The sequence below is a fragment of the Bradyrhizobium sp. S3.7.6 genome (assembly GCF_054061875.1).
The window spans coordinates 1,394,176-1,417,986 of sequence record NZ_JBSSEQ010000001.1; the positions used below are offsets into that span (position 1 = coordinate 1,394,176).

The following is a 23,811-nucleotide window of genomic DNA, read 5'->3' on the forward strand; positions in this document are numbered from 1 at the left end:
AAAACTCAACCCGAACTGAGTCGGGTCCGATTTTTGCCCCTTTATCGCCGGCTTGTCACCCGTGGAACTCGGGAATTTCATGGCTGCAATGCTGACATTTTTTGCTTGACGTGGCGCGGGAGTCACAGCCGCGCGGCACATGATCGGCTTAGACTTTATTGGTTTGAATTCGAAGGGGAATATCCGTCATGAGAGCGTTGGCCCGCCTCGCCGCAATCACATTGGCGTTCATTTCCAGCTATGCGTTCGCGGCGGACGAAGAAGCGCCCAACCGCAAGCCGGTGAGGGCGATCGCCGACGCGCGGCTTTCGGTCGGCGGCCAGGGAATGCTGCCGCTCTATCTCTCCAGCGACTGGTCGCTGCCGCTGCCGGCGATCTCGCGCGCCATCATCGTGCTGCACGGACGCCTGCGCAATGCCGACGAATATTACATGTCGGCCCATACTGCGCAGGTTGCCGCGGGCGACGACGGCAAGAGCGCGCTCATGATCGTCCCGCAGTTTCTGGCGGAGATCGATATCGACGCGCACAGGCTGCCCGCGGATACGTTGCGCTGGTCGCTGGAGGGATGGGAGGGCGGCGACGCCGCGCTGGCGCCGAATCCGGTGTCGTCCTTCGATGCGCTCGATGCGATCCTCGTAAAACTCTCGGACCGGCGCATCTTCCCGAATCTGAAGCAGGTCGTCGTCGCCGGCCATTCCGGCGGTGGCCAGGTCGCGCAACGCTATGCCATCGCCGGCAAAGGCGAGGCGGCGCTGTCGCGCCAGCATATCGATGTCCGCTACGTTGTCGCCAATCCCTCCTCCTACGCTTATTTCAGCAACACGCGGCCCGTGCCGGCGATCGCCGCATCCTGCCCGGGCTACAACAATTGGAAATACGGCATGGACGGGCGTCCGCCCTATCTTGCGAACGCAACGCCGGTAGCGCTGGAGCAGCGCTATGTCGAGCGCGAGGTGATCTATCTGCTCGGCACGCTCGACACCAATCCGAAGCATTCTGCGCTGGACAAGAGCTGCATGGCCGAGGCGCAAGGTCCCACGCGCTACGCCCGCGGCCACGCTTATGCGGATGCGATGGCCAAGCGCGACCGCGGCACGCCCAATCACCGGGTCTGGGACGTCGCCGGGGTCGGCCACGACGGCGACAAGATGCTGACCTCGAAATGCGGCCTCGCAGCGCTGTTCGATATTCCGGGCTGCGGGGCGGAGCGCTGATGCGGACGTCTTGAAGGCAGATCTCTTGAAGGCAGATGCCTTGAAGCCAGATCCCTTGAAGGCAGATCCCTTGAAGCGTTGGCTCCGGCTGTTACACTTCGTCTCGCGACGCCTCATCCTGAGACGACGCCAAGAAGACGAAGTGGAAACACCTGATGCTGCTGCCCCTGTCCGACGTGCCTCGCTGGTACGCTCAACGCAAACCGCAAGGCACGATCGCCGTCCGTCACGGGCAGGATACGCTGACATGGGACGAGCTCGAACGCGGCGCCAATCGGCGCGCACGGGCGTTCATGGCCAAGGGCGTCAAGCCCGGCGACTTTGTCGCAATCGGTTTGCCTAACGGCAACGCGTTCTTCGAGACCTCGTTTGCGGTCTGGAAGTGCGGAGCGACGCCGACGTCACTGTCGTGGCGGCTGCCGCGCGGCGAAGCCGCCGCGGTGCTCGACATCCTGAAGCCCGCGCTGGTGGTCGGCGGCGAGGCCGACTGGAACGCGCCGAACCGCCTGCCGGCGGATTTCGTGCCGGAAGGTTTTTCGGACGAGCCGCTCGATCCGCCGGTGGCTCGCTACTGGAAAGCCATGACCAGCGGCGGCTCGACCGGCCGGCCGAAAGTGATCCTCGATCATCAGCCGGCCGTGACCGACACCGTCGCCGCGCCGCCGCTCAACATTCCATTCGGGGTTTCGCTGCTCAATCCCGGTCCGCTCTACCACAATGCGCCGTTCATCGTGTCGCACTACGCGCTGTTCACCAGCGGCCAGCTTACCGGCCTCGTCAAGTTCGACGCCGAGGAGACGTTGCGGCAGATCGCACGCGAGCGCGTGCAATGGGTCAATTTCGTGCCGACCATGATGCACCGAATCTGGGCGCTGCCGGAGAACGTGCGGAACTCTTACGACATGTCGAGCCTTCAGACCGTCTTCCACATGGCGGCTCCGATGCCGCCCTGGCTGAAGGAGAACTGGATCGCCTGGCTCGGCCCTGAGCGCGTCTGGGAGCTCTATGGCGGCACCGAGCGCCAGGGCTCCTGCATCATATCAGGCACGGAATGGCTGACCCACAAGGGCTCGGTCGGCAAGATCGGGGAGATGGCGCGCTTGCGCATCGTCGGCAAGGACGGCAACGACGTCGCGCCCGGCGAGACCGGCGAGATCTATTTCCTCAACAATGACGGCAGGGATGCCACCTATCATTATCTCGGCGCCGAGCCGAAGCGCCGCGCGGACGGCTGGGAGTCGCTCGGCGACATCGGCCGGCTGGACGCCGAAGGCTATCTCTATCTCGGCGACCGTCTCGCCGACATGGTGCTGCGCGGCGGCGCCAACATCTATCCGGCCGAGGTCGAGGCCGCGGTCTCCGAATGCCCCGGTGTGCGGTCCTGCGTGGTGGTGGGATTGCCCGATCCGGAATTGGGCCAGCGCGTGCATGCCATCGTCGAGCCCGAACCTGGCGCGGACGGCCAGGCCATCGCCGACGGCATGGCGGACTTCTTGAAAGACAGGCTGAGCCGCTACAAGCACCCCGAGAGTTTCGAGATCGTCAGCGCCCCGCCGCGCGATGATTCCGGAAAAGTTCGCCGCACCCTGTTGCGCGACGAGCGCGCGGCGTGGATGAAGGAAGGGCGCGCCTTCCGGATTCGGCCGGCGAAGGCGCGGGCGCACGCCGAATAAGAAGAATACAGAAGGATTGAGACATGACGATCACCATCGCAGCGAACAGCGTGCCGAGGCCGCCGGCCGAGATCATCGAGGGTTTTCGCGGCGCGCCGACCTCGGTCATTTCAGACAATCTCGCCCGGTTGGCGGGCGCGGTCGGGCTGAAACCCTATCATCGCGGCGGCAAGCTGGTGGGGACGGCCTTCACCGTGCGCACCCGCCCCGGCGACAATCTCGCCATCCACCGCGCACTTGAACTGGTCGGTCCCGGCGACGTCATCGTGGTCGATGGCGGTGGCGACGAGACGCGCGCGCTGGTCGGCGAGATCATGAAGAACATCGCGCAGTGGCGCAAAGCCGAAGGCTATGTCATCGACGGCGCGATCCGAGATGTCGCGGCCTTCGCCGCTGACGACTTTCCCTGCTACGCCCGCGCGGTGATCCATCGCGGCCCCTACAAGAACGGCCCCGGCGAGATCAACGTGCCTGTTACGATCGGCGGCAGCGTCATCTCGCCCGGCGACATCGTCGTCGGCGATGAGGACGGCGTGGTGTCGTTCCCCGCCGCCGGCGCCGCGGCGCTGCTGGAAGCCGTCCGCGCCCAGGTCGCGCGTGAGGAGGAGACCATGAAGGCGATCCGCGAGGGCCGCTACCAGGGCTCCTATGGCAAATCCTGATCGGATCAGAATGAAGGGGAGGGCGGCTTGAGCCAGAAGGACGAATTTCACAACATCGACGATCCCAGCGATGGCCTCTTCCGCGAGCTCGCGGCGGGGGTGACCACGCGCATCTTTTCCGGCGAGCAGGCGATGCTGTCGGTGGTGACGCTGGCCCCGCATGCGCAGGGCACGCTGCATCATCATCCCGAGGAGCAATGGGGCGTGCTGCTCGACGGCTCCGCCATCCGCGTCCAGGGCGATGAGGAAATTCCGGTAAAGAAGGGCGATTTCTGGCGCACGCCCGGCAATGTGCCGCACACGATGCGCGCCGGCCCCGATGGGGCCCGCGTGCTGGACATTTTCAGTCCACCACGGCCAGAATACAAAAAAGCGGGGTCGGGCTTCGGCACGACTTAAGCGCCAAAGAGCAAAAAGCCAGGCGCAAAACCAAAGGGGAGGGGACTATGACGATCACACGACGCACGCTGCTGGCAGCGCCCGCTATTCTCGCAATCGCGCCAGCGGTGGCGCAGGCCGGCAAGATTACTCTGGTGGTGCCGTTTCCGCCGGGCGGATCGACCGATGCGATGGCGCGGCTGTTGCAGGCCAATCTACAGACAAAACTCAACCGCATCGTCGTGGTCGAGAACAAGTCGGGCGCCGCCGGCGCGCTCGGCGCGGCGCAGGTTGCCAAGAGCCCGCCGGACGGCTCGACGTTCCTGGTCACCTTCGATTCCCACGCGGTGATCCCGTCCATCCTCGACAAGCCGCCGGTCGATGTCGAGCGCGAGCTGATGCCGGTGCTGCTGGTGGGCACCGCGCCCTACGTGATCGCCGCCGGCGCCGGCCGTCCCTACAAGAGCTTTGCCGACGTGGTCGCCGCCTGCAAGGCGACGCCCGGCGCGGTGAAATATGCCTCCGTCGGCATCGGCACGCTCGGCCATCTCGCCATGACGGTGCTCGGCACCAAGGCCGGCGTCGAGATCATGCACGTGCCCTATCGCGGCGGCGGCCCGGCGATGAACGACGTGCTCGGCGGCCATGTCGATCTGATCGCGGGATCGGCGGCGCTGGTCTCGGCCCAACTCGGCACCAACATGCTGCGGCCGATCCTGCAACTCGGCCGCGAGCGGCTGCCGGGCTTACCGGATACGCCGACCGCGATCGAGGCCGGCTTTCCGGACTTTGAGACGCTGGCGTGGTGGGGCGTTTTCGCGCCCGCGGGCACGCCGCCGGATATCGTCGCGGCCATGGCGACGGCGTCCAGGGAGATCCTGAGCGAGCCCGCGACCGCCGCCCAGCTCAAGGAGACCCAGCAGATGACGCTGCTGCTCCAGGACGGCGCCGCCTTCAAGAGCTTCTTCGACAAGCAGGTCGCCTATTGGGGCAAGGTGGTGCGCGAGAACAATATCAGGGCATGAGAGGCCTATTCCCGGGATTGCCATCCCGGGTTCAGTGCGCTCGCGCGGGCTTGAGCGTCAGAGCATCTTGCCGACGATCTTTGTCATATCTGCCGCCGAAAACGCGCGCAGCGTTTCGGTGCGGACATTGCCGAGTGCGCTGAGACTAAGGCTGAGCGACATCGCGGCAGCCTCATCTGGAGCCTCGAGAACGGTTACAACGTCATATCGTCCCTGCGTCCAGACGATCTCTTTCACGGTCACGCCGAACGTTTTGGCCATCTCCTTGAAGGCGTCGGCCCGCTTCGGCGAGTCCTTGACGTTGCGGACTCCCTGATCAGTGAAGCTTCCCAGCACGACATAGGTTACCATGGTCGTCCTCCCTGGTTAGAACCCAGATCCAATTCTCGCTTGAGGCAACCGCGCCGAGCTTGCCACGGCGGCTGAGACAGCGCTACTGCGCGTTGGGAACGTCAGCGGATGTGACTTATTCGGTCAGGACAACGGCCGCGCGAAACTGAGCTCATGGCCGTCGGGGTCGGTGAGATGGAAGTAGCGCTCACCCCATTCTGCATCGCGCGGCGTGGTCGACGGCTGCCATCCGGCGGCGCGTGCGCGCTCGTAGGTCCCGTCGACATCGGCGACGTAGAAGATGATGCGGCCCCACCAGGACCAGCGCTTGTCGTCCGGCTGCGCCGTCAGGTTGAGATAGCCGGTGCCGGCGCGAAAGCTGGTGAATGCGGCGGCTTCGCCGCCATACAGGAGCTCGAACCCCAGCGAACGGTAGAAGTGCACGGCGCGCCCCATGTCATGCGTGCCGAGCGTGATGGCACTGATGCTTTCGATCATGTGAGCTGCTCCGCCGAGAGGGGCCTGGAAGCGATTGTATAGCCGCCCCGTTCAGGTTGACGATGATCCGGCCCGCCTTGCGGCTGGCGAACCGCATTTTGCTCTGCTATGACGGGATCGAACCCATACCAGCGGGTTCCGCGGTCCCGTAGCTCAGCCGGATAGAGCGGCGGTTTCCTAAACCGTAGGTCGCATGTTCGAGTCATGCCGGGATCGCCAGCTTTTCGATGACTTAGCTTGATGCCGCCAGGGGCGGAGCGTGGTGGTTTCGCAACGCTACGCATCATGAGCTGATTGATCAGCAGCCTCCCAACGACATTCGTCACAACCATATTGCTTTGGGGAGACTGGCAACAGCAACGCGCCGGCAATTCGAGCCGTGCGTCGTCAGCGATCTCAGGGATTCCCAAGGTGCCGGCGAGCACGGCTCGAAGACATCACCACATCGAGCTATGGGCAGGGGTGTCGCTTGCCATCGTAGCCGAGATACGTTCCCGAAGCCGGGTCGTACGACCGATATTTTTGTTCGCAATAGGACGAGCCATCAGCGGAGTCGTCGTAATCGCCGTAGTAGCCGTCGTCGTAGCCGCCATAGTAAGGCCAGCCCGAATAGGCGCCCAGCGCTAAGGCGCCGCCAAGGCCAAGACCCCCGCCGTAAGCAAATGCGTGGCGGTAGCGATGCCGGAATCCGGCATGATGGAATTGACCGCCATGGAAGCCGGCGCCGGCCGCGACGGGACGTGGCGCATGGAAGCCGCCGGCGGCCCGGAAGTGACCAACTCCGCCGTGGAAGCCTCCGCCGCCTCCGAAGTGCCCACCACCGTGAAATCCGCCGCCGCCTCCGAAATGTCCGCCACCGCCCCCATGTCCACCGCCCCCATGTCCGCCGCCGCGCGCAGAGGCGGCCGCTCCCGGCGCCAAGGTTGCGCAAAGAGCGATCACGCCAAGCAATTTCAGTCGTTCCATCGTTTTTTCTCCAGCTACATGATGTCGGCCACGTCTCGACCTTTGCCGGACACTCATTGGCCCGAGACCTGCCGACGACTCCATGTTTGCCGGATGCGCGCTCGCCGTCTTTTCAATAGGCCGCGGATGTTTCAGCTTCGCACGTGAAGCCGGAATCCGAGCGAACAGGCCGCTGATATTGTTGACCTGAGAGCGGTTTCGTAAAACATGGGTTGAAAGTTCGAGTCGTCCCGGGATCGCCATTTTGTCATGGGCAATCGTCGCAGTTTGCCACGCTCGTCGGCGCAAAATTTGCTAGAAGCGAAAGACGTCCTTCCTGGCCTTGCCGACGTGCCGGCCACGCCTCGCTACCCCATCCGGAGACAACAATGCCTTTCGACTTGATCCTGCGCGGCGGCCGTGTGGTCGACCCGTCCCAGAAGCTCGATGCCGTGACGGACATCGCCTTTGCCGGCGGCAAGGTCGCCGCCGTCGGGACCGGGCTCAAGGCCGATCCGGGCACCGATGTGCGCGACGTCTCGCGTTACATCGTGACGCCGGGGTTGATCGATCTGCACACCCATGTCTATTGGGGCGGCACCTCGCTCGGCATCGATGCCGAGGAATTCTGCCGCCTCTCCGGCGTCACCACTGCGGTCGATACCGGCAGTGCCGGTCCCGGCAATTTCGCGGGCTTCCGCAAGCATGTGATCGAGCCGAGCCAGGTCCGCATCCTCGCCTATCTGCACGTCTCGCATGCCGGCATCTTCGGCTTCTCGCACCGGATCATGGTCGGCGAGAGCGAGGAGTTGCGGCTGATGAACCCGATCGAGGCGGCCAAGGTGGCCGATGCCAACCGCGACCTCATCGTCGGCATCAAGGTGCGCGTGGGGCTGCACTCCTCGGGCACGTCGGGGATCGTGCCGCTCGACATCGCGCTCGAGGTCGCGAACGAGGTCGGCATGCCGCTGATGGCGCATATCGACCATCCGCCGCCGAGCTACGAGGAGGTGCTGGGCCGCCTGCGTCCGGGCGACGTGCTGACCCATGCGTTCCGCCCCTTCCCCAACACGCCGGCGACCGCGCAAGGCACAGTGAAGAGGGCGGTGCTGGACGCGCGCGAGCGCGGCGTGCTGTTCGATATCGGCCACGGCAAGGGCTCGTTCGCCTTCAAGACCGCGCGCGCGATGCTCGCCAACGGCTTCTATCCCGACACGATCTCTTCCGACATCCATCAGCTCTGCATCGACGGCCCGGCGTTCGACCAGGTCACGACCATGTCGAAATTCCTGTGCATGGGCATGGAGCTGTCGGACGTCGTCGCCGCCTCGACGGTGAACGCGGCCATGGCGCTGCGGCGTCCCGAGCTCGGCAGCCTCAAGCCCGGTAGCGTCGGCGACGCCACGCTTGTTACGGTCAGGCAGGGCCAGTTCGACTATGAGGACGTCGTCGGCGAGCACCTGATCGGGGATCGCAAGATCGTCTCCGAGGGCGTCGTGATCGGCGGCCGCTGGTGGCATCCGAATTAGGGCTTTGCCTCTTCCCGTGAGAACGGGGAGAGGAAGCTACTCGTTCTTGTCTACATTCCAGAACATCGGCGTCGCCGGGCCGTCGATCACGCCGGTGAGCGATTTGCGCCAGGCGCTCGGCGCCTGGAACTGGCCGAGCGGGACGTAGATCACCTGGTCGTAGGCTTCCTTCTGCACCTCAAGCGCGATCTTCTTGCGCTCCTCGGGCGAGGTCGCGCGGGCAAAGGAATCGCGCAACTCCTCGAGCTTGGGGTCCTCGGACCAGCCGTACCAGCCGCCACTCGTGCCCTTGCCGACCATCGGGACGTTGACCAGCGGGTTCAAGGAGTCGGCGGCGCCCTGGTAGGTAAAGAACATGTTCCAGCCACCTTCCTTCGGCGGCTTCTGGATTGCCCGGCGGGTGACCACGGTCTGCCAGTCCATCGCCTGCAGATCGACCTTGAAGCCGGCGTCGCGCAACAGCTGTGCGACCACGACCGGCTGCGCCTTCAGCAGGATCTGATCGGTCGGCGCCAGGATCACCACGGGCGTGCCGTCATAACCGGCCTCGGCCAACGCCTTCCTGGCGTCCGCCATGCCGTTGCCCTTTATCAGGGTCTCGCCGCCGGCGTCGCTGGCGAGCGGCGTGTCGCAGATGAAGAACGCGCCGCACAGCTTGTAGTATTTGGGATTGCCGATCTGCGCGTCGAGCACGTCCTTCTGGTTGATCGCCAGCATCGCGGCGCGGCGGATCTTCACATTGTCGAATGGCGGATGCAGAAAATTCATCCGGCCGAACGACTGGAAGCCGAACTTGTTCAGGATGGATACGTTGATGTCCGGATTGGACTCGAGCGCGGGCAGCATGTCGAATGGCGGCGTCTCGACGAAATCGACATCGCCTGACTGCAGCGCGTTGAGCGCGGTCTGCGCGTCCGGCATCGTGATCCACTCGACCCGGTCAACCTTGGCCACCTTGCCGCCCGAGGTCCATTCGGCCGGCTCCTTGCGCGGCACATAGTCGGTGTTCTTTTCGTAGACGGCCTTCACGCCGGGCTGGAATTCGGCCGCGACGAATCTGAACGGGCCGGAGCCGATCTGCTCGGGAATCTGCTTGGTGATCGGGGTTTCAGCAAGCCGCTTGGGCATCATGAAGGCGCAGACCGACGATGGCTTGGCGATCGTCTCCAGCACCAGGCCATAGGGCTCCTTCAGCTTGAAGACGATTGTTTTGGCGTCCGCGGCTTCGATACCGGCCGTGAAGTCCATCAGCTTGCGCGCCATGCCGTCGACGCTCGTACCCCAGCGCTTCAGGGAGGCCACGCAATCCTCGGCCGTCACCGGTGCACCGTCATGCCACTTCAGGCCGTCGCGCAAGGTGAAGGTGTAGGTCAGCTTGTCCGCGGACACTGTCCAGTCGGCCATCTGCGGCTGCACCTTGAAGCTGGAATCGATGCCGAGCAGCGTATCGTAGACCATGTAGCCATGGTCGCGGGTGATGATGGCTGTCGTGAAGCCAGGGTCGGTGACGCGAAGGTCCGATTGCATCACCGCGCTCAGGGTCTTCTTTCCGGTCGCGGCAGATACAACCGACGTCCAGGCCAGAGGAAGTGCCGATGGCGCAACAGCCGCAAGCTGAAGCAGTTTCCGTCGCGAGACGTGAACCATTCGCTTCTCCTGACTTGACGCAAAACGAAACCAGATGGCGGTTGCCGAACACGGGCAGCGTATGGCGGGGAGCCACACGTGACAAGCAGGGGTTGCTTCTACCGATCTGGATTCGTTAGCGGACAAGCAAGGGCTGTGCCGCCGAAGCCGGCGGTAGGAGCAATCGTCGAAAGTCGTCGCGCTCTTGACGGACGCGCGTCAGTCGCGCCCCGCCTCCATGATCGCCTTGGCCAGCCGCGCCGGATCGGAGAAGCACAGCTCGTGGCTTCCCGGCACCTGCACCAGACGGAACAGGCCGAGCTTCTCCGAGAGCCGCGGATGCCAGGGATGGCTGTGCGGCATCGCGACGTCCTCGGTGCAGTTGATGTAGGACTTTGCCAGCGGCATCTCCGCCGGATTGGTCTTGAGCGCGATCTTGTCGGTGAAAGTCGCGAACGGATGCGGGTTGAGCACGTCATAGGCGCGCTGCGCGGTCTCGAGATCGGCATCGTTGATGAAGGCTTCGCGCCAGATCGGGAAGGGCAACACCACAGAGCTGTCGCCGCGTTCGGCCGCGATCGCTTCGAACAGCCCGATAAAGTGCGGCGGCACCATGTCGTTGAGGCATTCGCCGTTGTTGGGCACGAAGGCATTCCAATACACCAGGCGGCGAATGCGCTCGGGCGCGAGGTCGGCGACGCCGGTGATGATCATGCCGCCATAGGAATGGCCGAGCAGGACGATGTCCTTCAGATTGTTTTCGGCGAGATAGTCGGCGATCGACTGGATCGCGTCCTTCAGCCCGGTCGTCTTGGCATCGCCGGGGCGATTGCCCTTGATTGTCGGCGTATAGACCTTGTGGCCGGCGGCGCGGATCGGGGCCGCGACGGGTTCGAACTCGGCACCGGTGTGCCAGGCGCCATGGACGAGAACGTAGGTCGACATGTTGTAGCTGCTCCCGAGGGTGTGGTTAGATCGGCATGACGTGGGTCCTTTGCGGCGCTCGCGAGGCGCAGCGGACAATTCTTGTTGTGCGAAGTGTGAACCGGCCGGCCATTTTCCGCTTGGCTGGCGCTGAACCGGATTGGTCTCGGAGCGAACTGATGGAGCAGGTCACAAGCCGGCCGCGGCACGTCGTCTGGAACACCGCAGTGACGCGGCCGGACGAGCAGTTTTCCTATTACCGCGAGGCGATCTGCCAGGCATTCATGAACCTGACGCCGGAATCGGCGACGACGTCGCGCTTCCCTGCGAAGGTGGAGACGATCGGGCTCGGCGCCGGCGCAATCAACCGGGTGATGTTTCCCGAGCATACCGTCAATCGCTCGCGCGCCGATATCGCAGCATCGACCGAGAGCTGCTTCTATCTCAACTTCAAGCTGGCCGGGCGCTGCCGCATGCTCCAGGGCGACAGCGAGGTCAGCCTGTCGCGCGGCCAGGTCGGCATCGTCGACAGCGACCGCGAGGTGACGCTGCTGCACGATCGCGGTCCGATGCTGGGGGTCGCTTCGTTCTGGGTGCCGTCGCGCGCCCTGCGCGACCGGCTGCCGCCGTCGTTCGATTTCAGGGCCGAGCGCGTCTCCGACGATCCCCATGTCGGTCACCTCATCGTCGAGACCGCGCGCTCCCTCAACGCCGGCGCATTGCGGATGGCGGAAGAGGACAGCATTCGGCTGTTCGACGTGCTGCTCGATCTCGTTGCGCTCAGCCTGTCGCGCCGCTCGCGGGCGCAGACGGCGGAAGCCGCAAGCTTTGCAGACGCGACCGTGCTGGCGCTGCGCCGCGCCATTCACGAGCGGCTGCGCGAGCCGGGACTGACGGTCGCGGCGGTCGCCGGCTCCGTCGGCATCAGCGAGCGCTATGTCCACAAGCTGTTCGAACGCTCCGGCACGACATTTTCGGACTACGTGATCGATCGCCGCCTCGTGGGCGCGGCGGCCGACCTGAAGGATCCGGCATCGGGCGGCCGCGCGATCGGCGCTATCGCCTTCGACTGGGGGTTCTCCGATCTCTCCCACTTCGCGCGGCGCTTCAAGCAGCGCTTCGGCTGCCGCCCACGCGATTGGCGTGCGCGATGAACAGAGCTACAGCGACCTCGCGATCAGCAGCTTCATGATCTCGTTGGTGCCGCCATAGATCTTCTGGATGCGGGAATCGATGAAGATGCGGGAGATCGGGTATTCCTGCATGTAACCGTAGCCGCCGAACAGCTGGAGGCATTCGTCGGCGGTCTGGACCTGCTTGTCCGAGCACCAGTATTTCGCCATCGACGCCGTGACGGTGTCGAGATCCCCGGCGACGAGGCGCTCAATGCACCAGTCGACGAAGACGCGCGCAATCATCGCTTCGGTCTTGCGCTCGGCGAGCGTGAAGGCGGTGTTCTGGAAATCCATCAGCGGCTTGCCGAACGCCTTCCGTTCCTTGGTGTATTCGGTGGTGAGCTTGACCGCGCGCTCCATCGAGGCGACCGCGCCAACCGCAAGCGCGAGGCGCTCCTGCGGCAATTGCTGCATCAGCTGGACAAAACCCTGGCCTTCCTCCTTGCCGAGCAGGTTTTCCGGCGGCACCGTGACGTTGTCGAAGAACAGTTCTGACGTGTCGGAGGCATGCAGGCCGATCTTGTCGAGGTTGCGCCCGCGCTTGTAGCCGTCCGCGCCCGCGGTCTCGACCACGATCAGCGAAATGCCCTTGGCACCCACATCGCCGGTGCGCGCGACCACGACGACGAGATCGGCGGCCTGGCCGTTGGTAATAAAAGTCTTCTGGCCGTTGATGACGTAGGAATTGCCCTGCTTCTTCGCGGTGGTCTTGACGGCCTGCAGGTCCGAGCCGGTGCCGGGCTCGGTCATGGCGATGGCACCGACCATCTCGCCGGAAGCCATCTTCGGCAGCCAGCGCTTCCTTTGCTCCTCCGAGCCGTAGTTGAGGATGTAGTGCGCGACGATGGCGCTGTGCACGGAGACGCCGGTGGTGAGCTCCGGCACCGTGCTTTCGAGATCGTCGAGCACGGCGGCGTCATAGGCGAAGGTGGCGCCGAGGCCGCCATATTCCTCCGGCACGCTCGCCAGCAGGGCGCCCATCTCGCCGAGCCCGCGCCAGGCGAAGCGGTCGACCATCTTCTGCTCGCGCCATTTCTCGGCATGCGGCGCCAGATCCTTGGCCAGATATTTCCGGAACTGGTCGCGGAAGATTTCGAGCTCTTCGGTCATCCAGGAGGAGCGGTAGGACATGGTCACCTCGGTCAATGCGGCTTTCCGGCCTTGGTAGGCTGGTCGGCGGCGGCAATTATTGTGTTTTCAGGCTGCGCCGGTGACGCTACCAAGGCGGCCGGAAAACGCGTCTGTCGGGGTGTCTGATCTTGGCTGTCAAAATGCAGGAGCTCAAGCTCGACATCGAGCGCATCGGCACGGTCTCGGCGATCCTGACGCAGCCGGACAATGCGCGCGCCTGCTACGTCCTTGCGCACGGCGCCGGTACCGACATGCGCCATGCATCGATGGACAAGATTGCGGAGGGGCTCGCCGGTCGAGGCATTGCGACGCTTCGCTTCAATTTCCCCTACATGGAGAAGAGGCTGGGGCGTCCCGATCAGCCTGCGGTCGCGCATGCCGCCATCCGTGCGGCCGTCGAGGAGGCAGCGCGGCTCTGCCCCGGCTTGAAGCTCGTTGCCGGCGGAAAGTCGTTCGGCGGGCGCATGACCTCGCAGGCGCAGTCCAAGGCGCCGCTACCTGACGTCAAAGGGCTCGCCTTCCTCGGCTTTCCCCTGCACGCCGACAAAAAGCCGTCGACGGAGCGCGCCGAGCACCTGGTCCATGTCGAGATCCCGATGCTGTTCCTGCAAGGCACGCGTGACGGGCTTGCCGATCTCGGCCTCCTCAAGCCCGTGATCGCGCAGCTCGGCCCGAAGGCGACGCTGCACGAGGTCGCCGGCGGCGATCATTCCTTCGCGGTGCTGAAGAAGTCCGGCCGGACGAATGAAGAGGCCCTCACAGAGGTGCTCGATACGCTGGCGGCCTGGATCGATGAGCTCGCTTAAGGCTCAAGCGGAATAAAGCCCCTTGTCCCGCGCCTTCTGGATCGCGAGCGCGGCGATCAGGTCGAGCGTCGGCGTCGACAGGCCGGCGGTGCGGGCGAAGGCGGCGGGCGCCTTCACCAGCACGTCGATCTCCATGGCGCGGCCGAGCTCGTAATCCTGGAGCAGCGACGGCTTGTGGTTGGGGGCGGGGCCGCTGCGCGTCACGCGCTTGACCTCGGGGATGAAGTGCTGCGCGATGTCGTTAGCCTCGTTCAGCATGCGCGGAATGACCTCGGCAAAGGCCGGGTCGTCGCGCACTCCGCGCGCGGTCTGGCCGGTGAGCAGGCACAGCACCGACAGTGACATGTTGGTCAGGAGCTTTGACCAGATCGCCTCGCGGATCTCCGCCACCGGCGGCGATTCCAGCCGAGCATCGTTGAGAACGCCGCGAAGCCTGGTGATGCGCTCGCAATTGCGGTCGTCGCATTCGCCGATCAGCAGGCGGTTGCGGTCCGGCGTCAGGTTCTGCACCACACCGGGCGCGGTCACCTCGTTGGAGGAGAAGACGACGCCGCCGACGATCCGCTCTTTCGGGATGCAAGCGCGCAAGCGCCCGCCGGGGTCGAGGAAGGAAATGTCGGGCGGCGTCGGATGCCGCGGCGGCAGGCCGATGCCGTACCACCAGGGAATACCGTTCTGCGCAAAGACGATCGCGGTGTCGTCATGGAGCAGCGGTTTTATGCTGGCGACCAGGCCCGTCAGCGCGGTCGCCTTGAGCGTGCTGATCACGACGTCCTGCGGGCCGAGCTGGGCCGCATCGCCGGAGGCGTTCACCTTGGCGGTGACCTCGGAATCGCCGACGCGCAGCTTCAGGCCATTGGCGCGGACCGCCTCCAGATGGGCGCCGCGCATCACGCACGAGACCTCATGGCCGGCGCGGGCCAGCCTGACCGCGATATGGCTGCCGACGGCGCCCGCGCCGAAAATGCAGATGCGCATGGTGTGATGTCCCGTCCCTGATCCCGTGATGTCGCCCGGCAGCAGCATGACACAAGCCGCCATGCGATGGACGCGGCCGCCCTACGCCGGAAAGATATGGATCGGGATGAGTTGCCTCAGCCATAGTGGGCGGCAAACAAGATGACCGGAGGATCGCCGATGACTGCCAACCCCGTCCTGTGGACCCTCGATGAGCGTGGGGTTGCGACCGTCACGTTGAACCGGCCTGAAGTGAACAATGCCTATGACGGCGCATTGATCGCAGGCGTGCTCGCGGCCATGGACGATCTCGGCAGGAAGTCCAACCTTCGCGTCGTCGTGCTCCGGGGCAATGGCAAGCATTTCCAGGCCGGCGCCGACCTCAAATGGATCAACGGCGTGCGGCCGCAATCGGCTGAGGCGAACGAGGCGGCGTCGCGGGCGACCTTCGAGGCCGTGCAGCGGCTCAATACCTTGCCAATCCCGACCATCGCGCTGGTACAGGGCGGCTGTTTTGGCGGCGGCACCGGCGTGATTGCCGCTTGCGACGTCGTGATCGCGGCGGACAATGCGCTGTTTTCGATCACGGAGGTGCGCTGGGGGCTGACCGCCGCGATCATCATCCCGCAGCTTTGCGATGCCATTAGTGTACGGCAAGTCCGCCGTTACGCGCTGACAGGCGAACGCTTCGGCGCCGAAGACGCCCGCCGCATCGGCCTCGTCCACGAGGTCGTCCCGCTCGCCGAGCTGGAGGCTGCCGGCGCCAAGGTGGTCGAGCAGCTCCTTGCCAACGGACCGGAGGCGATGGCCGAGACCAAGCGGCTCGCGCTGGAGAGCTCGTTTGGCGGGATGGCGGTGGACGATGCCGCGTACAAGCGGCTCGTGCACCTGCATTCGGTCAAGCGTCAGAGCGCGGAGGCGGCGGAGGGCCTAGCGTCGTTCGCCGAAAAGCGCGCGGGGCGTTGGAGCAACCAAGGGTAGATTTTGCTCCGGCGATGTGCTGGATGGCCACCACTATCGAGAGTGTGGGGGCTGAGAGGTCATGCGTCGGAAGTTCATTCTTGCACTGCCGTTGCTCGTCGCAATCTGGCCCGGTCATGCAAGCTCCGATGACAGCGTCGTCTGCAATGACGAGAAGGTTGCCTCCAACATACGCATCGAGATCTGCACAAGACTGCTCGATCAGGAGAAGAACAAGGAGAGCCGATCCCGACTGCTGGCCCGCCGCGCCGATGCCTATTTTGACAAGGACGACTTCGCACATGCCTTGACCGATTTCGACGAAGCGATTGCAAATCATCCGGGGAATGCTGACGCCTTCATGCATCGCGGTTTCCTGCACTGGTACCGTCTCGAAGATGACGCCGCGTTCAAGGATTTCGATGCGGCGCTCCGGCTTGATCCGGCGCCATCGCGCCTGTTGTCCCGGGGGCGGAGATACGTTTTGCTGCGACAGTTCGATGCTGGGATCGCCGACATGACACGGGCGATCAAGCTCGATCCTCGTTCCGGGGACGCCTATGCGGATCGCGCATGGGCTTACAGCCGGAAAAAGGCATTCGATCTCGCGATCGCGGACTATGACCGGTTGCTCAAGCGTGACCCGAGCGACGGCCGCAGCACGCTGGCGCGTGACAATGTGCGCGCGGCGAAGGGCGCCGGTGTGAAATCCATCGATGAATACGGCCGCATGTTGGTTGCGCGGCTGCAAATCGAAAAGTCCTATCCGCGGCAGGCCGTCAGCGACAGGGTCGAAGGGGTGGCGGAGCTTGCATTCAGCATCACCCGCTGGGGATTGCTCGCGGCGAGCAGCGTGAAAACCAGCTCAGGCTCGGCCATGCTGGATGAGGCGGCGCTCAATACCCTTAGGCAGGCACAACCGTTCCCGCCATTGCCTCCCGGCAGCAGGTCGATCGAGGCCTTCGTGATCTCACTGATCTATCGAAATCAGTCGGAACGTTAGGCGCCTTGAGCTCGGTTGCGATCTCAGCAGCCGCGGCAGATGTTGTTGATGCTGCGATAGACGGCATCGTCGTCCTGCCGCATCTGGCGCATCGATTCGAGCGTCTTGCTTTCCGCGCTCGGCTCCGGCTTGCGCTTGGCGGCCAGCGCGGCTTCCTGACGTTGGTAACACGCTTCGCGCTCCGGCTTGGCCTGTATGAGCCGGCATTGCGCGACCTCGGCGCGGGCCGGGGCCGTACCGCCCATGATGCCGATCGCGATGGCGGCGGCCACGTTTATCCTTGATCCCATCGTCATTCCCCCGAACCACTCATTATCACATAGCAATCCGATACCATCTGCATCGGACCTCTGTCCCAAATCTCGTCGGCGGCGGATCGAGGCGAATCTCCGTAATTCCGCGGGGCCTTCCTTAAGGGTTCAATCATTCCCCGCCATTAGGGTTACGACAATTGTCACGCCATGGTGTCGAATGCACAGACAAGTTTTGGGACTTTGGAAAGCCGGATCGATCGTCGCCGCGGCGGCGGGGCTGCTGGTTCTGCAATCGGCTGCCGCTTCACCGCGATTGATCTCTCTGGCGTTCAATTCCCAGCTGGGGAGCCCGCAGCAAATCGGAGCCGATGAGTTTCGCCAGAAGCTGGTGGCGTCGGCCGGCAAGCGCATCGTGATCGACGAGCGGGCCACCAACGCGCTCGGCAGCGAGAACGCCATCCTGGCGGCGACCCGGGCCGGCTCGGTCGATATGGCGGTGCTGTCGGGGTCTGTGGTCAGTTCGGTCGTCCCCGAACTTGGCGTGTTCGACATTCCCTTCCTGTTCCGCGACACAGCCCACGCGAAGGCCGTGGCGCAAGGTCCGGCCGGCGCGGCGATCGCCACTAAATTCGCCGACAAGGGGCTGACGCTGCTGGCGATCGGCCGACAGGGATTTCGCAACGTCACGAATTCCAAACGGCCGGTTCGCTCGCCCGAGGATATCAAAGGGCTCAAGATTCGCGTCATTCCGAACGAGATCTACCAGATGACGTTCAAGGCGCTCGGCGCCGAAGTGGTCCCGATGGAATTTCCGCTGGTCTATACCGCGCTGAAGGACGGCCGGCTCGATGGGCAGGAAAATCCGGTGCCGACCATCGCCGGCTCCCGGCTCTACGAAGTCCAGAAATACCTCACGCTGACCGGTCACTTCTTCGCGCCGATCGCATTCGTCGCCAACCGTGCCATGTTCGAACAGCTTCCGCCGGCCGACCAGGCCATGCTGATCGCGCTGGCGAAGGAGGGAGCGGAGGCGACCTGGCAGGCGAAGCTCGATGCCGCGTCGCTCGAGCAGGTGCGTAGCGGCGGCATGGACGTCATCGAGACATTCGATCGCCAGCCGTTCGTCGACGCGGTCAAACCGCTCGATCAGGAATTCGAGAAGCGGTTCGGCAAGGATCTGCTCGCCGCCATCCGCTCCACCCGTTGAAGAATTTCGGATTTGCCATGAAATTATCGCACATGATGTCCCGCGTCGGCGTTCGTCCGCGCGTGTTCGGCGGCTTCGCGCTGGTTCTCAGCTTTCTGGTCCTGCTCGGGGGCTTCGCCATGGTCCAGGTCGAGCGGATCGGCGGAACGGTCAATGAGCTCGTGACCAGCGCTGCCGGCGACGCCGGCATGTCACAGGCGCGGGCCGCGCTTCTGGAGGCGAACTCGGCGGTCGAGAAATTCATCCGAACCTGGAATGTCGGCGACAAGGATGCCGCGGCCAAGGCGATCGACGGCGTCGGCAAACTGGCCGATCAGGTCGACCGGCAGTTCGGCAAGCTGCAAGCGATCGCGGAAGGCATCGGCCCGGTCAAGACCGCGCTGGAAACCTATCGCTCGTCGTTCACCGCGGCAGCGGAGGCGGCGGATCGGCTGCGCGCCGCGACCACGAAAACCGACGCCCAGGGTGCAGCCGCCGGCCTCAATGTCAGCGGCATTCAGGTTGCGCTCGCCAACCGGTCCGAAGACGCGGAACGGCTGGTCAACCCGATGCGTCTGGCCGGCGTCGTTGACGCACTGCGGATCACCGTGATGCGCTATGGCTCCACTTTGTCGACGGGCGATGCCGACGACGCCAAGCAGGCCTTGTCCTACGCCCAGCTGGCGATCGCGGACACCGAGGCTGAGCTGGCGGGGGCGAACGACGCCAAACTGAAGGCGCTGGTCGCCGCGCTCAAGACCGCGATCACTGCCGACGCGGCCGCGCTGGACGAGGTCATCAAGGTGGCCGCCGATCTGCGCGCCAGGCAGGCCGAATTGAAGAAGGCCAGTGCGGCCATCGACGACCACGTCAACAAGATCAACGCGAAGCTCGGCACTGTGCGCGCCGAGCAGGGCGACAAGACCGCGGCAGCGGTCGATCAGACCAAGCAGACCGTCATCGCGACCGCGACCGGCGCGCTGCTGCTGGGAGCGGTGCTGGCGTGGTTGATCGGCGCCAGCGTGTCCGGTCCGATTCGCAGCATGACCGACCGGATGCAATCGCTGGCGGCGGGCGAGCTCGATGAGCCGATCCCCGGCGGCGACTCGCGCGACGAAATCGGCCGCATGGCGCGCGCCGTCGAGGTGTTCCGCGAAAACGCGCTGGCGGTTCGCCGCATGGAAGGCGAGGCGACGGCACAGCGCGAAGCCAGCGAGGCTGACCGCGCCCGCATGATGTCGGATCTTGCCGGCCGCTTCGAGCAGGGCATGCAGGGAGTCATTTCCGGTGTCGGCGGCCGTGCCGACGACATGGGGCGCAGCGCCGAGGAGTTGGCAAAGGTCGCCGAACGCGGACGCGGGCTCGCCGAAGCGGTCGCGACCCGCGCCGAGCAGGCATCGATGAATGTGCAGACCGTCGCCTCCGCCACCCAGCAACTCGCGGCCTCGATCCGTGAAATCTCGAGCCAGGTGCACCGCTCCGTCGCGGTCTCGAACAGGGCGACCGACGAGACCAACCGCACCTCAGAATTGATGCATGGGCTGTCGGATGCGGCTGAGAAGATCGGCACCATCATTCAGCTGATTCAGGCCATCGCCAGCCAGACCAATTTGCTGGCGCTGAACGCGACCATCGAAGCGGCGCGCGCCGGCGACGCCGGCCGGGGCTTCGCGATCGTCGCCAGCGAGGTCAAGAGTCTCGCCACCCAAACGGCGCAGGCGACCGAGCAGATCGCCAGCCAGATCGCGACGATCCAGAGTGCGACCGGCCAATCGGTTCAGGCGATCAGGCAGTTCGGCTCCACCGTCAAGGAAATGGCCGACATCGCCACGGCGATTGCCGCGGCCGTCGAAGAGCAGGGCGCGGCCACGGGCGAAATCGCGCGCAACGTCGAAGAGGCGGCCAACGGCACCTCGGCGGTGACGCAGGAAATCGGGCAGGTGCGCGCCGTGGCAGGCGAGACCGACGCCGGCGCCGAAGCCGCCCTGACGGTCGCAGCCGCCCTGAAGCAGCAGGCGGATTCGATGAGGTCGAACGTCGACGATTTCCTCCACACCATCCGCTCGGCGGCCTGAACCCCGGGAAAACCGGGGACGCCACGGGGGCGAACGAGGCGGCCTTACAGCACCGGTAGCAGCGCGCTCTTCAATTCGCGCAAGAGCGCCTGCACCGCGGCGGCGTTGCGCCGCCGCTCGGGGATCGCGGCCTTGACCCACAGCTCGGGAATTGGAAAGTCGCGCAGCACCGGCTTGAGCGTACCGTCGCGCAGGGCATCCGCCACGAGATAATGGGAGATCAGCGCGATGCCGTTGCCGGCGATCGCGCTGCGCGCCAGCACATGGCCCTCGTTGGAGGAGAGCAGCGGGCTGACCTGGATGCTGATGCGCCCGCGCGGGCCGTCGAAGATCCACTCCGGTCCCGTCGGCAGGAAGCTGAGGCAGCGATGGTCGACAAGGTCGCGCGGGTGCTTTGGCGCGCCGTGCTTCTTCAAATAGGCCGGTGAGGCGCAGAGCAGCCGCTTCAGCGGACACAGCGGCTCGTCGACCACACCGCCGAAGGAATGAGGGAAGGCGCCGATGGCGATGTCAAAGCCTTCGGTGACGGGATCGACCGGGCGGTCGATCAGCACGATCTCGAGTTTCAATCGCGGGTTCTGCGTCTGGAAGGCGCTGAAGGCGTCGGCAAGGCGCGCCACGGTGAGCGAGGTCGGCGCCTTGATGCGGAGGTGATCGACGAGATCGTGTCCCTTCTCGCCCATCCGCGAGAGCAGGTCGGTGGCATCGGCGACGACACTGCGGGCGCGATGCACATAGCGCTGGCCGGCTTCCGTCAGGCGTAATTGCCGGGTCGAGCGATGGAACAGCGGCGCGCCGATCCGCGCCTCCAGTTGCGTGACGCGCTTGGCCACGACCGAGGTCGAGACATTGAGCTTGCGCGCGGCGGCGGAGAATCCGGCCGTATCCGCGGTGGCGAGGAAGGCCTGAAGGTTCACCAGGATGTCCATGTCGACCTTTCTCGATTCGAGAAAGCTGATCGCGTATTTTGGTGGATTGTAGCTCGCCCTGCGTTAATTCATAGTCGGCTTCAAGCAAGAGATTTTGGGAGCGGACGCGCATGCGGGCCATGATGATCGAAGAACCGGCACGCCAGGTGCCGCTCTACGGCGAATATGAAGTCGTCGTTCTCGGCGGCGGACCCGCCGGCATCGTGGCGGCGGCGTCAGCGGCGCGCGCGGGACGAAAGACGCTGCTGATCGAGCGCTACGGCTTCCTCGGCGGCATGGGCACGGCTGCCGGCGTCACCAATTTCTGCGGCCTGCATGGCAATGTCTACGGCCAGGCCCACCGGCTGGTACAGGGCATGGCGTCCGATCTGCTGGCGCGGATCGATCATTTGAACGGCCTCAACGCACCGCACCTGATCCTCGGCAAGGTCTTCGCCCAGGCCTATGACACCGCGGCCTACAAGATCGCGGCCGACGAGCTGCTCGCCAGCCACAAGGTGCACATCCTCTTCCATGCGCTCGGTGCCGGCGTCGTGATGGGCGACAACTGCCGCATCGATGCGCTGATGGTCGAGACCAAGGCCGGACGGCAGGCCGTCCGCGCCGAGATCTTTATCGACTGCTCCGGCGACGGCGACCTCGCGGTCTGGGCCGGGGCGCCCTTCGAGCTCGGTGACGAGCACGGCCATCCGATGTACCCCTCGATGATGCTCCGCCTCAACGGCATCGATCCCGAGAAGGCTGGCGATGCCTGGCGCACCATCCCGCAATTGATGGAGAAGGCGATCGCCGCCGGCACCCACACATTCCCGCGCAAGAGCGCAATCGTGCGGCCGCAGAAATCAGGCATCGAATGGCGGGTGAATTTCACCCAAGTGGCGCGTGAGGACGGCCATGCCATCAACGGCATCGAGCCCGACGACCTCACCCGCGGCGAGATCGAGGGCCGCAAGCAGGCGCTGGCCGCATTCGAGTTCCTGCGCAGCACCGTGCCGGGCTTCGAAAAGTCCTACATCGTCGATTTGCCGCCGCAGCTCGGTATCCGCGAGACCCGCCGCATCAAGGGCGGCTACCAGCTCAGCGGCGAGGATGTGCTCGGCTGCGCCTCGTTCGCGGATTCCATCGGCGTCAATGGCTGGCCGATCGAGGCCCATGTTCCCGGCGACGTCGTCTTCACGTTCCCGCCAATCCCGGAATCGCGCGGCTATAACGAGCTGCCTTACCGGATGCTGGTGCCCGAGGGCGTCGACAATCTCCTCGTCGCCGGCCGCTGCGCCTCGATGACCCATGAGGGCCAGTCGGCGGCGCGGGTGTCCGGTGCCTGTTTCGTGATGGGGGAGGCCGCCGGTTCCGCCGCGGCGCTCGCGCTCTCAGGAAACCGCATCCCGCGCGATATCCCCATTGAAAAATTACAGGAAACGTTGAAACAACAGGGCGCCTTCATCGGGCGGGACCAGCCCGTGCCTGAAGGTTTGTGACGGTTGTAACATTACGACCGAGAGAACGACGACGGAGGAGACGGAATGATCGGGATTGCGCGGCTCGCACTGGCTGGCCTGATGGCGATCACAGCGATGGGCACGGCCCGGGCCGAAGACGCGCTGAAGGCCAGGGTCGGCGTGCTCCGCCTGTCGTCGTCCGCGCCCGTCTTCATTGCGCAGGACAAGGGCTATTTCCGCGAGGCCGGTCTCGACGTCGAGCTGAAGTTCTTCGATGCGGCGCAGCCGATCGCGGTGGCGACCACATCGGGCGACGTCGATTTCGGCGTCACCGCATTCACCGCCGGTCTCTACAATCTCGCCGGCAAGGGCACGCTGAAAGTGATCGGCGGCATGAGCCGAGAGAAGGCCGGTTATCCCCTGATCGGCTATTTCGCCAGCAACAACGCCTATGCCGCCGGGCTGAAGACGCCGAAGGACCTCGCGGGCAAGCGCGTAGCCGTGACGCAGGTTGGCTCGTCCTTCCACTATTCGCTGGGGCTGCTCGCCGACAAATACGGTTTCAAGCTCGCCGACGTGAAGATCGTGCCGCTGCAATCGCTGTCGAACGCGGCCGCCGCCTTGAAGGGCGAGACGGTCGATGCGGCGCTGCTGCCGATCTCCACCGCGCGAAAGCTGATGGACGAAGGCGGCGCGAAGTTTTTGGGATGGGTCGGCGACGAGACGCCGTGGCAGCTCGGCGCAGTGTTCGCTTCGCCGAAGACGCTGACCAACAAGGTGCTGGTGACGAAATTTCTCGGCGTGCTCGCGAAAGCCGACCGCGAATATCACGACGTCATCCTCGCAGCCATGAAGGACGGCGTCGCCCCCATCAACGACAAGACCAGGCCGCTGCTGGAGATCATCGCCAAATACACCAATTTGCCGGTCGAGCAGGTGGTCGGCAATTGCGCCTATATCGATCCCGACGGCAAGCTGGACGTCAAGAACGTCGACAACCAGATCAAATGGCTCCAAGAGCAGGGATTCGCGGACAAGGGCTTTGATGTGAACACGATCATTGCCAAGGATTTTGTGAAGGCGGATTGA

General features: G+C 64.8%; 24 protein-coding genes and 1 tRNA gene. 16 read left to right on the forward strand and 9 right to left on the reverse strand.

Annotated features, from left to right (window positions below; genetic code table 11):
- Nucleotides 1-188: 188 nt before the first annotated feature.
- The 5 genes from ACVJ5M_RS06615 to ACVJ5M_RS06635 all read left to right on the forward strand — a co-directional run bounded on the left by ACVJ5M_RS06615 (nt 189) and on the right by ACVJ5M_RS06635 (nt 4,955).
- Nucleotides 189-1,217 (forward strand): alpha/beta hydrolase, encoded by a 1,029-nt coding sequence (locus ACVJ5M_RS06615; RefSeq protein WP_063980661.1) that lies wholly within the window; start codon nt 189-191, stop codon nt 1,215-1,217.
- 155 nt (nt 1,218-1,372) lie between these two features.
- Complete coding sequence (locus tag ACVJ5M_RS06620) at nt 1,373-2,890, forward strand: AMP-binding protein (RefSeq protein ID WP_354100013.1); 1,518 nt, start codon at nt 1,373-1,375, stop codon at nt 2,888-2,890.
- A 23-nt stretch (nt 2,891-2,913) separates the two neighbouring features.
- Nucleotides 2,914-3,552: an RraA family protein gene (locus ACVJ5M_RS06625; protein WP_354097897.1), complete on the forward strand. Its 639-nt coding sequence runs from the start codon at nt 2,914-2,916 to the stop codon at nt 3,550-3,552.
- Between the two features lie 27 nt (nt 3,553-3,579).
- The gene (locus ACVJ5M_RS06630) at nt 3,580-3,951 is read left to right on the forward strand and encodes a dimethylsulfonioproprionate lyase family protein (RefSeq protein WP_028159929.1); all 372 of its coding nucleotides are present in this window, start codon (nt 3,580-3,582) and stop codon (nt 3,949-3,951) included.
- Between the two features lie 47 nt (nt 3,952-3,998).
- Nucleotides 3,999-4,955 (forward strand): tripartite tricarboxylate transporter substrate-binding protein, encoded by a 957-nt coding sequence (locus ACVJ5M_RS06635; RefSeq protein ID WP_063980664.1) that lies wholly within the window; start codon nt 3,999-4,001, stop codon nt 4,953-4,955.
- Between the two features lie 57 nt (nt 4,956-5,012).
- Here the strand turns inward: ACVJ5M_RS06635 and ACVJ5M_RS06640 are convergent, their stop codons facing one another.
- Both ACVJ5M_RS06640 and ACVJ5M_RS06645 read right to left on the reverse strand, forming a co-directional pair.
- Entirely contained in the window at nt 5,013-5,306 is a 294-nt protein-coding gene (locus ACVJ5M_RS06640; RefSeq protein WP_063980665.1) for a GYD domain-containing protein, read from the reverse strand.
- 123 nt (nt 5,307-5,429) lie between these two features.
- Entirely contained in the window at nt 5,430-5,783 is a 354-nt protein-coding gene (locus ACVJ5M_RS06645) for a VOC family protein (protein ID WP_063980666.1), read from the reverse strand.
- 142 nt (nt 5,784-5,925) lie between these two features.
- On the opposite strand from ACVJ5M_RS06645, the gene ACVJ5M_RS06650 reads away from it, so the two are divergent.
- Nucleotides 5,926-6,002: transfer RNA gene (locus ACVJ5M_RS06650), tRNA-Arg, on the forward strand.
- A 231-nt stretch (nt 6,003-6,233) separates the two neighbouring features.
- Here the strand turns inward: ACVJ5M_RS06650 and ACVJ5M_RS06655 are convergent.
- The gene (locus tag ACVJ5M_RS06655; protein ID WP_231145450.1) at nt 6,234-6,404 is read right to left on the reverse strand and encodes a BA14K family protein; all 171 of its coding nucleotides are present in this window, start codon (nt 6,402-6,404) and stop codon (nt 6,234-6,236) included.
- Nucleotides 6,405-6,476: 72 nt separating this feature from the next.
- Here ACVJ5M_RS06655 and ACVJ5M_RS06660 point away from each other — a divergent pair, with 72 nt between their 5' ends.
- Together ACVJ5M_RS06660 and ACVJ5M_RS06665 are read left to right on the forward strand one after the other, a co-directional pair.
- The gene (locus tag ACVJ5M_RS06660) at nt 6,477-6,896 is read left to right on the forward strand and encodes a hypothetical protein (RefSeq protein ID WP_231145503.1); all 420 of its coding nucleotides are present in this window, start codon (nt 6,477-6,479) and stop codon (nt 6,894-6,896) included.
- Between the two features lie 221 nt (nt 6,897-7,117).
- Complete coding sequence (locus ACVJ5M_RS06665) at nt 7,118-8,257, forward strand: amidohydrolase/deacetylase family metallohydrolase (RefSeq protein WP_063980668.1); 1,140 nt, start codon at nt 7,118-7,120, stop codon at nt 8,255-8,257.
- A 36-nt stretch (nt 8,258-8,293) separates the two neighbouring features.
- Here the strand turns inward: ACVJ5M_RS06665 and ACVJ5M_RS06670 are convergent, their stop codons facing one another.
- Together ACVJ5M_RS06670 and ACVJ5M_RS06675 are read right to left on the reverse strand one after the other, a co-directional pair.
- A complete protein-coding gene (locus tag ACVJ5M_RS06670; protein ID WP_063980669.1) occupies nt 8,294-9,904 on the reverse strand; it encodes an ABC transporter substrate-binding protein in 1,611 nt (536 codons plus the stop codon).
- A gap of 198 nt (nt 9,905-10,102) precedes the next feature.
- Nucleotides 10,103-10,828 carry an alpha/beta fold hydrolase gene (locus ACVJ5M_RS06675; protein ID WP_063980670.1) on the reverse strand — a complete coding sequence of 242 codons (726 nt, stop codon included), beginning with the start codon at nt 10,826-10,828 and terminating at the stop codon, nt 10,103-10,105.
- 158 nt (nt 10,829-10,986) lie between these two features.
- Between ACVJ5M_RS06675 and ACVJ5M_RS06680 the strand changes: the two genes are divergently transcribed.
- Entirely contained in the window at nt 10,987-11,961 is a 975-nt protein-coding gene (locus ACVJ5M_RS06680) for a helix-turn-helix domain-containing protein (protein ID WP_063980671.1), read from the forward strand.
- 6 nt (nt 11,962-11,967) lie between these two features.
- Here the strand turns inward: ACVJ5M_RS06680 and ACVJ5M_RS06685 are convergent, their stop codons facing one another.
- Nucleotides 11,968-13,113, reverse strand: coding sequence for an acyl-CoA dehydrogenase family protein (locus ACVJ5M_RS06685; RefSeq protein WP_063980672.1), 1,146 nt, complete (start codon nt 13,111-13,113; stop codon nt 11,968-11,970).
- Nucleotides 13,114-13,241: 128 nt separating this feature from the next.
- Here ACVJ5M_RS06685 and ACVJ5M_RS06690 point away from each other — a divergent pair, with 128 nt between their 5' ends.
- Entirely contained in the window at nt 13,242-13,919 is a 678-nt protein-coding gene (locus tag ACVJ5M_RS06690) for an alpha/beta hydrolase family protein (protein ID WP_063980673.1), read from the forward strand.
- Between the two features lie 3 nt (nt 13,920-13,922).
- On the opposite strand, the gene ACVJ5M_RS06695 is transcribed toward ACVJ5M_RS06690, so the two are convergent.
- Nucleotides 13,923-14,897: a 2-dehydropantoate 2-reductase gene (locus ACVJ5M_RS06695; RefSeq protein ID WP_063986031.1), complete on the reverse strand. Its 975-nt coding sequence runs from the start codon at nt 14,895-14,897 to the stop codon at nt 13,923-13,925.
- Nucleotides 14,898-15,056: 159 nt separating this feature from the next.
- Here ACVJ5M_RS06695 and ACVJ5M_RS06700 point away from each other — a divergent pair, with 159 nt between their 5' ends.
- Both ACVJ5M_RS06700 and ACVJ5M_RS06705 read left to right on the forward strand, forming a co-directional pair.
- Complete coding sequence (locus tag ACVJ5M_RS06700) at nt 15,057-15,857, forward strand: enoyl-CoA hydratase-related protein (RefSeq protein ID WP_063980674.1); 801 nt, start codon at nt 15,057-15,059, stop codon at nt 15,855-15,857.
- Between the two features lie 61 nt (nt 15,858-15,918).
- Nucleotides 15,919-16,839 (forward strand): TonB family protein, encoded by a 921-nt coding sequence (locus tag ACVJ5M_RS06705; RefSeq protein ID WP_063980675.1) that lies wholly within the window; start codon nt 15,919-15,921, stop codon nt 16,837-16,839.
- Nucleotides 16,840-16,862: 23 nt separating this feature from the next.
- Here ACVJ5M_RS06705 and ACVJ5M_RS06710 read toward each other — a convergent pair whose 3' ends face one another.
- Nucleotides 16,863-17,111, reverse strand: coding sequence for a hypothetical protein (locus ACVJ5M_RS06710; protein WP_231143801.1), 249 nt, complete (start codon nt 17,109-17,111; stop codon nt 16,863-16,865).
- Between the two features lie 199 nt (nt 17,112-17,310).
- On the opposite strand from ACVJ5M_RS06710, the gene ACVJ5M_RS06715 reads away from it, so the two are divergent.
- The gene (locus ACVJ5M_RS06715; RefSeq protein ID WP_231145451.1) at nt 17,311-18,300 is read left to right on the forward strand and encodes a TRAP transporter substrate-binding protein; all 990 of its coding nucleotides are present in this window, start codon (nt 17,311-17,313) and stop codon (nt 18,298-18,300) included.
- Nucleotides 18,301-18,317: 17 nt separating this feature from the next.
- Nucleotides 18,318-20,354, forward strand: a complete 2,037-nt coding sequence (locus ACVJ5M_RS06720) for a methyl-accepting chemotaxis protein (protein WP_231143802.1) — start codon at nt 18,318-18,320, stop codon at nt 20,352-20,354.
- Nucleotides 20,355-20,398: 44 nt separating this feature from the next.
- On the opposite strand, the gene ACVJ5M_RS06725 is transcribed toward ACVJ5M_RS06720, so the two are convergent.
- A complete protein-coding gene (locus ACVJ5M_RS06725) occupies nt 20,399-21,283 on the reverse strand; it encodes a LysR family transcriptional regulator (RefSeq protein WP_063980677.1) in 885 nt (294 codons plus the stop codon).
- 110 nt (nt 21,284-21,393) lie between these two features.
- On the opposite strand from ACVJ5M_RS06725, the gene ACVJ5M_RS06730 reads away from it, so the two are divergent.
- Complete coding sequence (locus ACVJ5M_RS06730; protein ID WP_063980678.1) at nt 21,394-22,761, forward strand: FAD-dependent oxidoreductase; 1,368 nt, start codon at nt 21,394-21,396, stop codon at nt 22,759-22,761.
- Between the two features lie 45 nt (nt 22,762-22,806).
- On the forward strand, nt 22,807-23,811 hold the full coding sequence (locus ACVJ5M_RS06735; RefSeq protein ID WP_063980679.1) for an ABC transporter substrate-binding protein: 1,005 nt from the start codon (nt 22,807-22,809) through the stop codon (nt 23,809-23,811).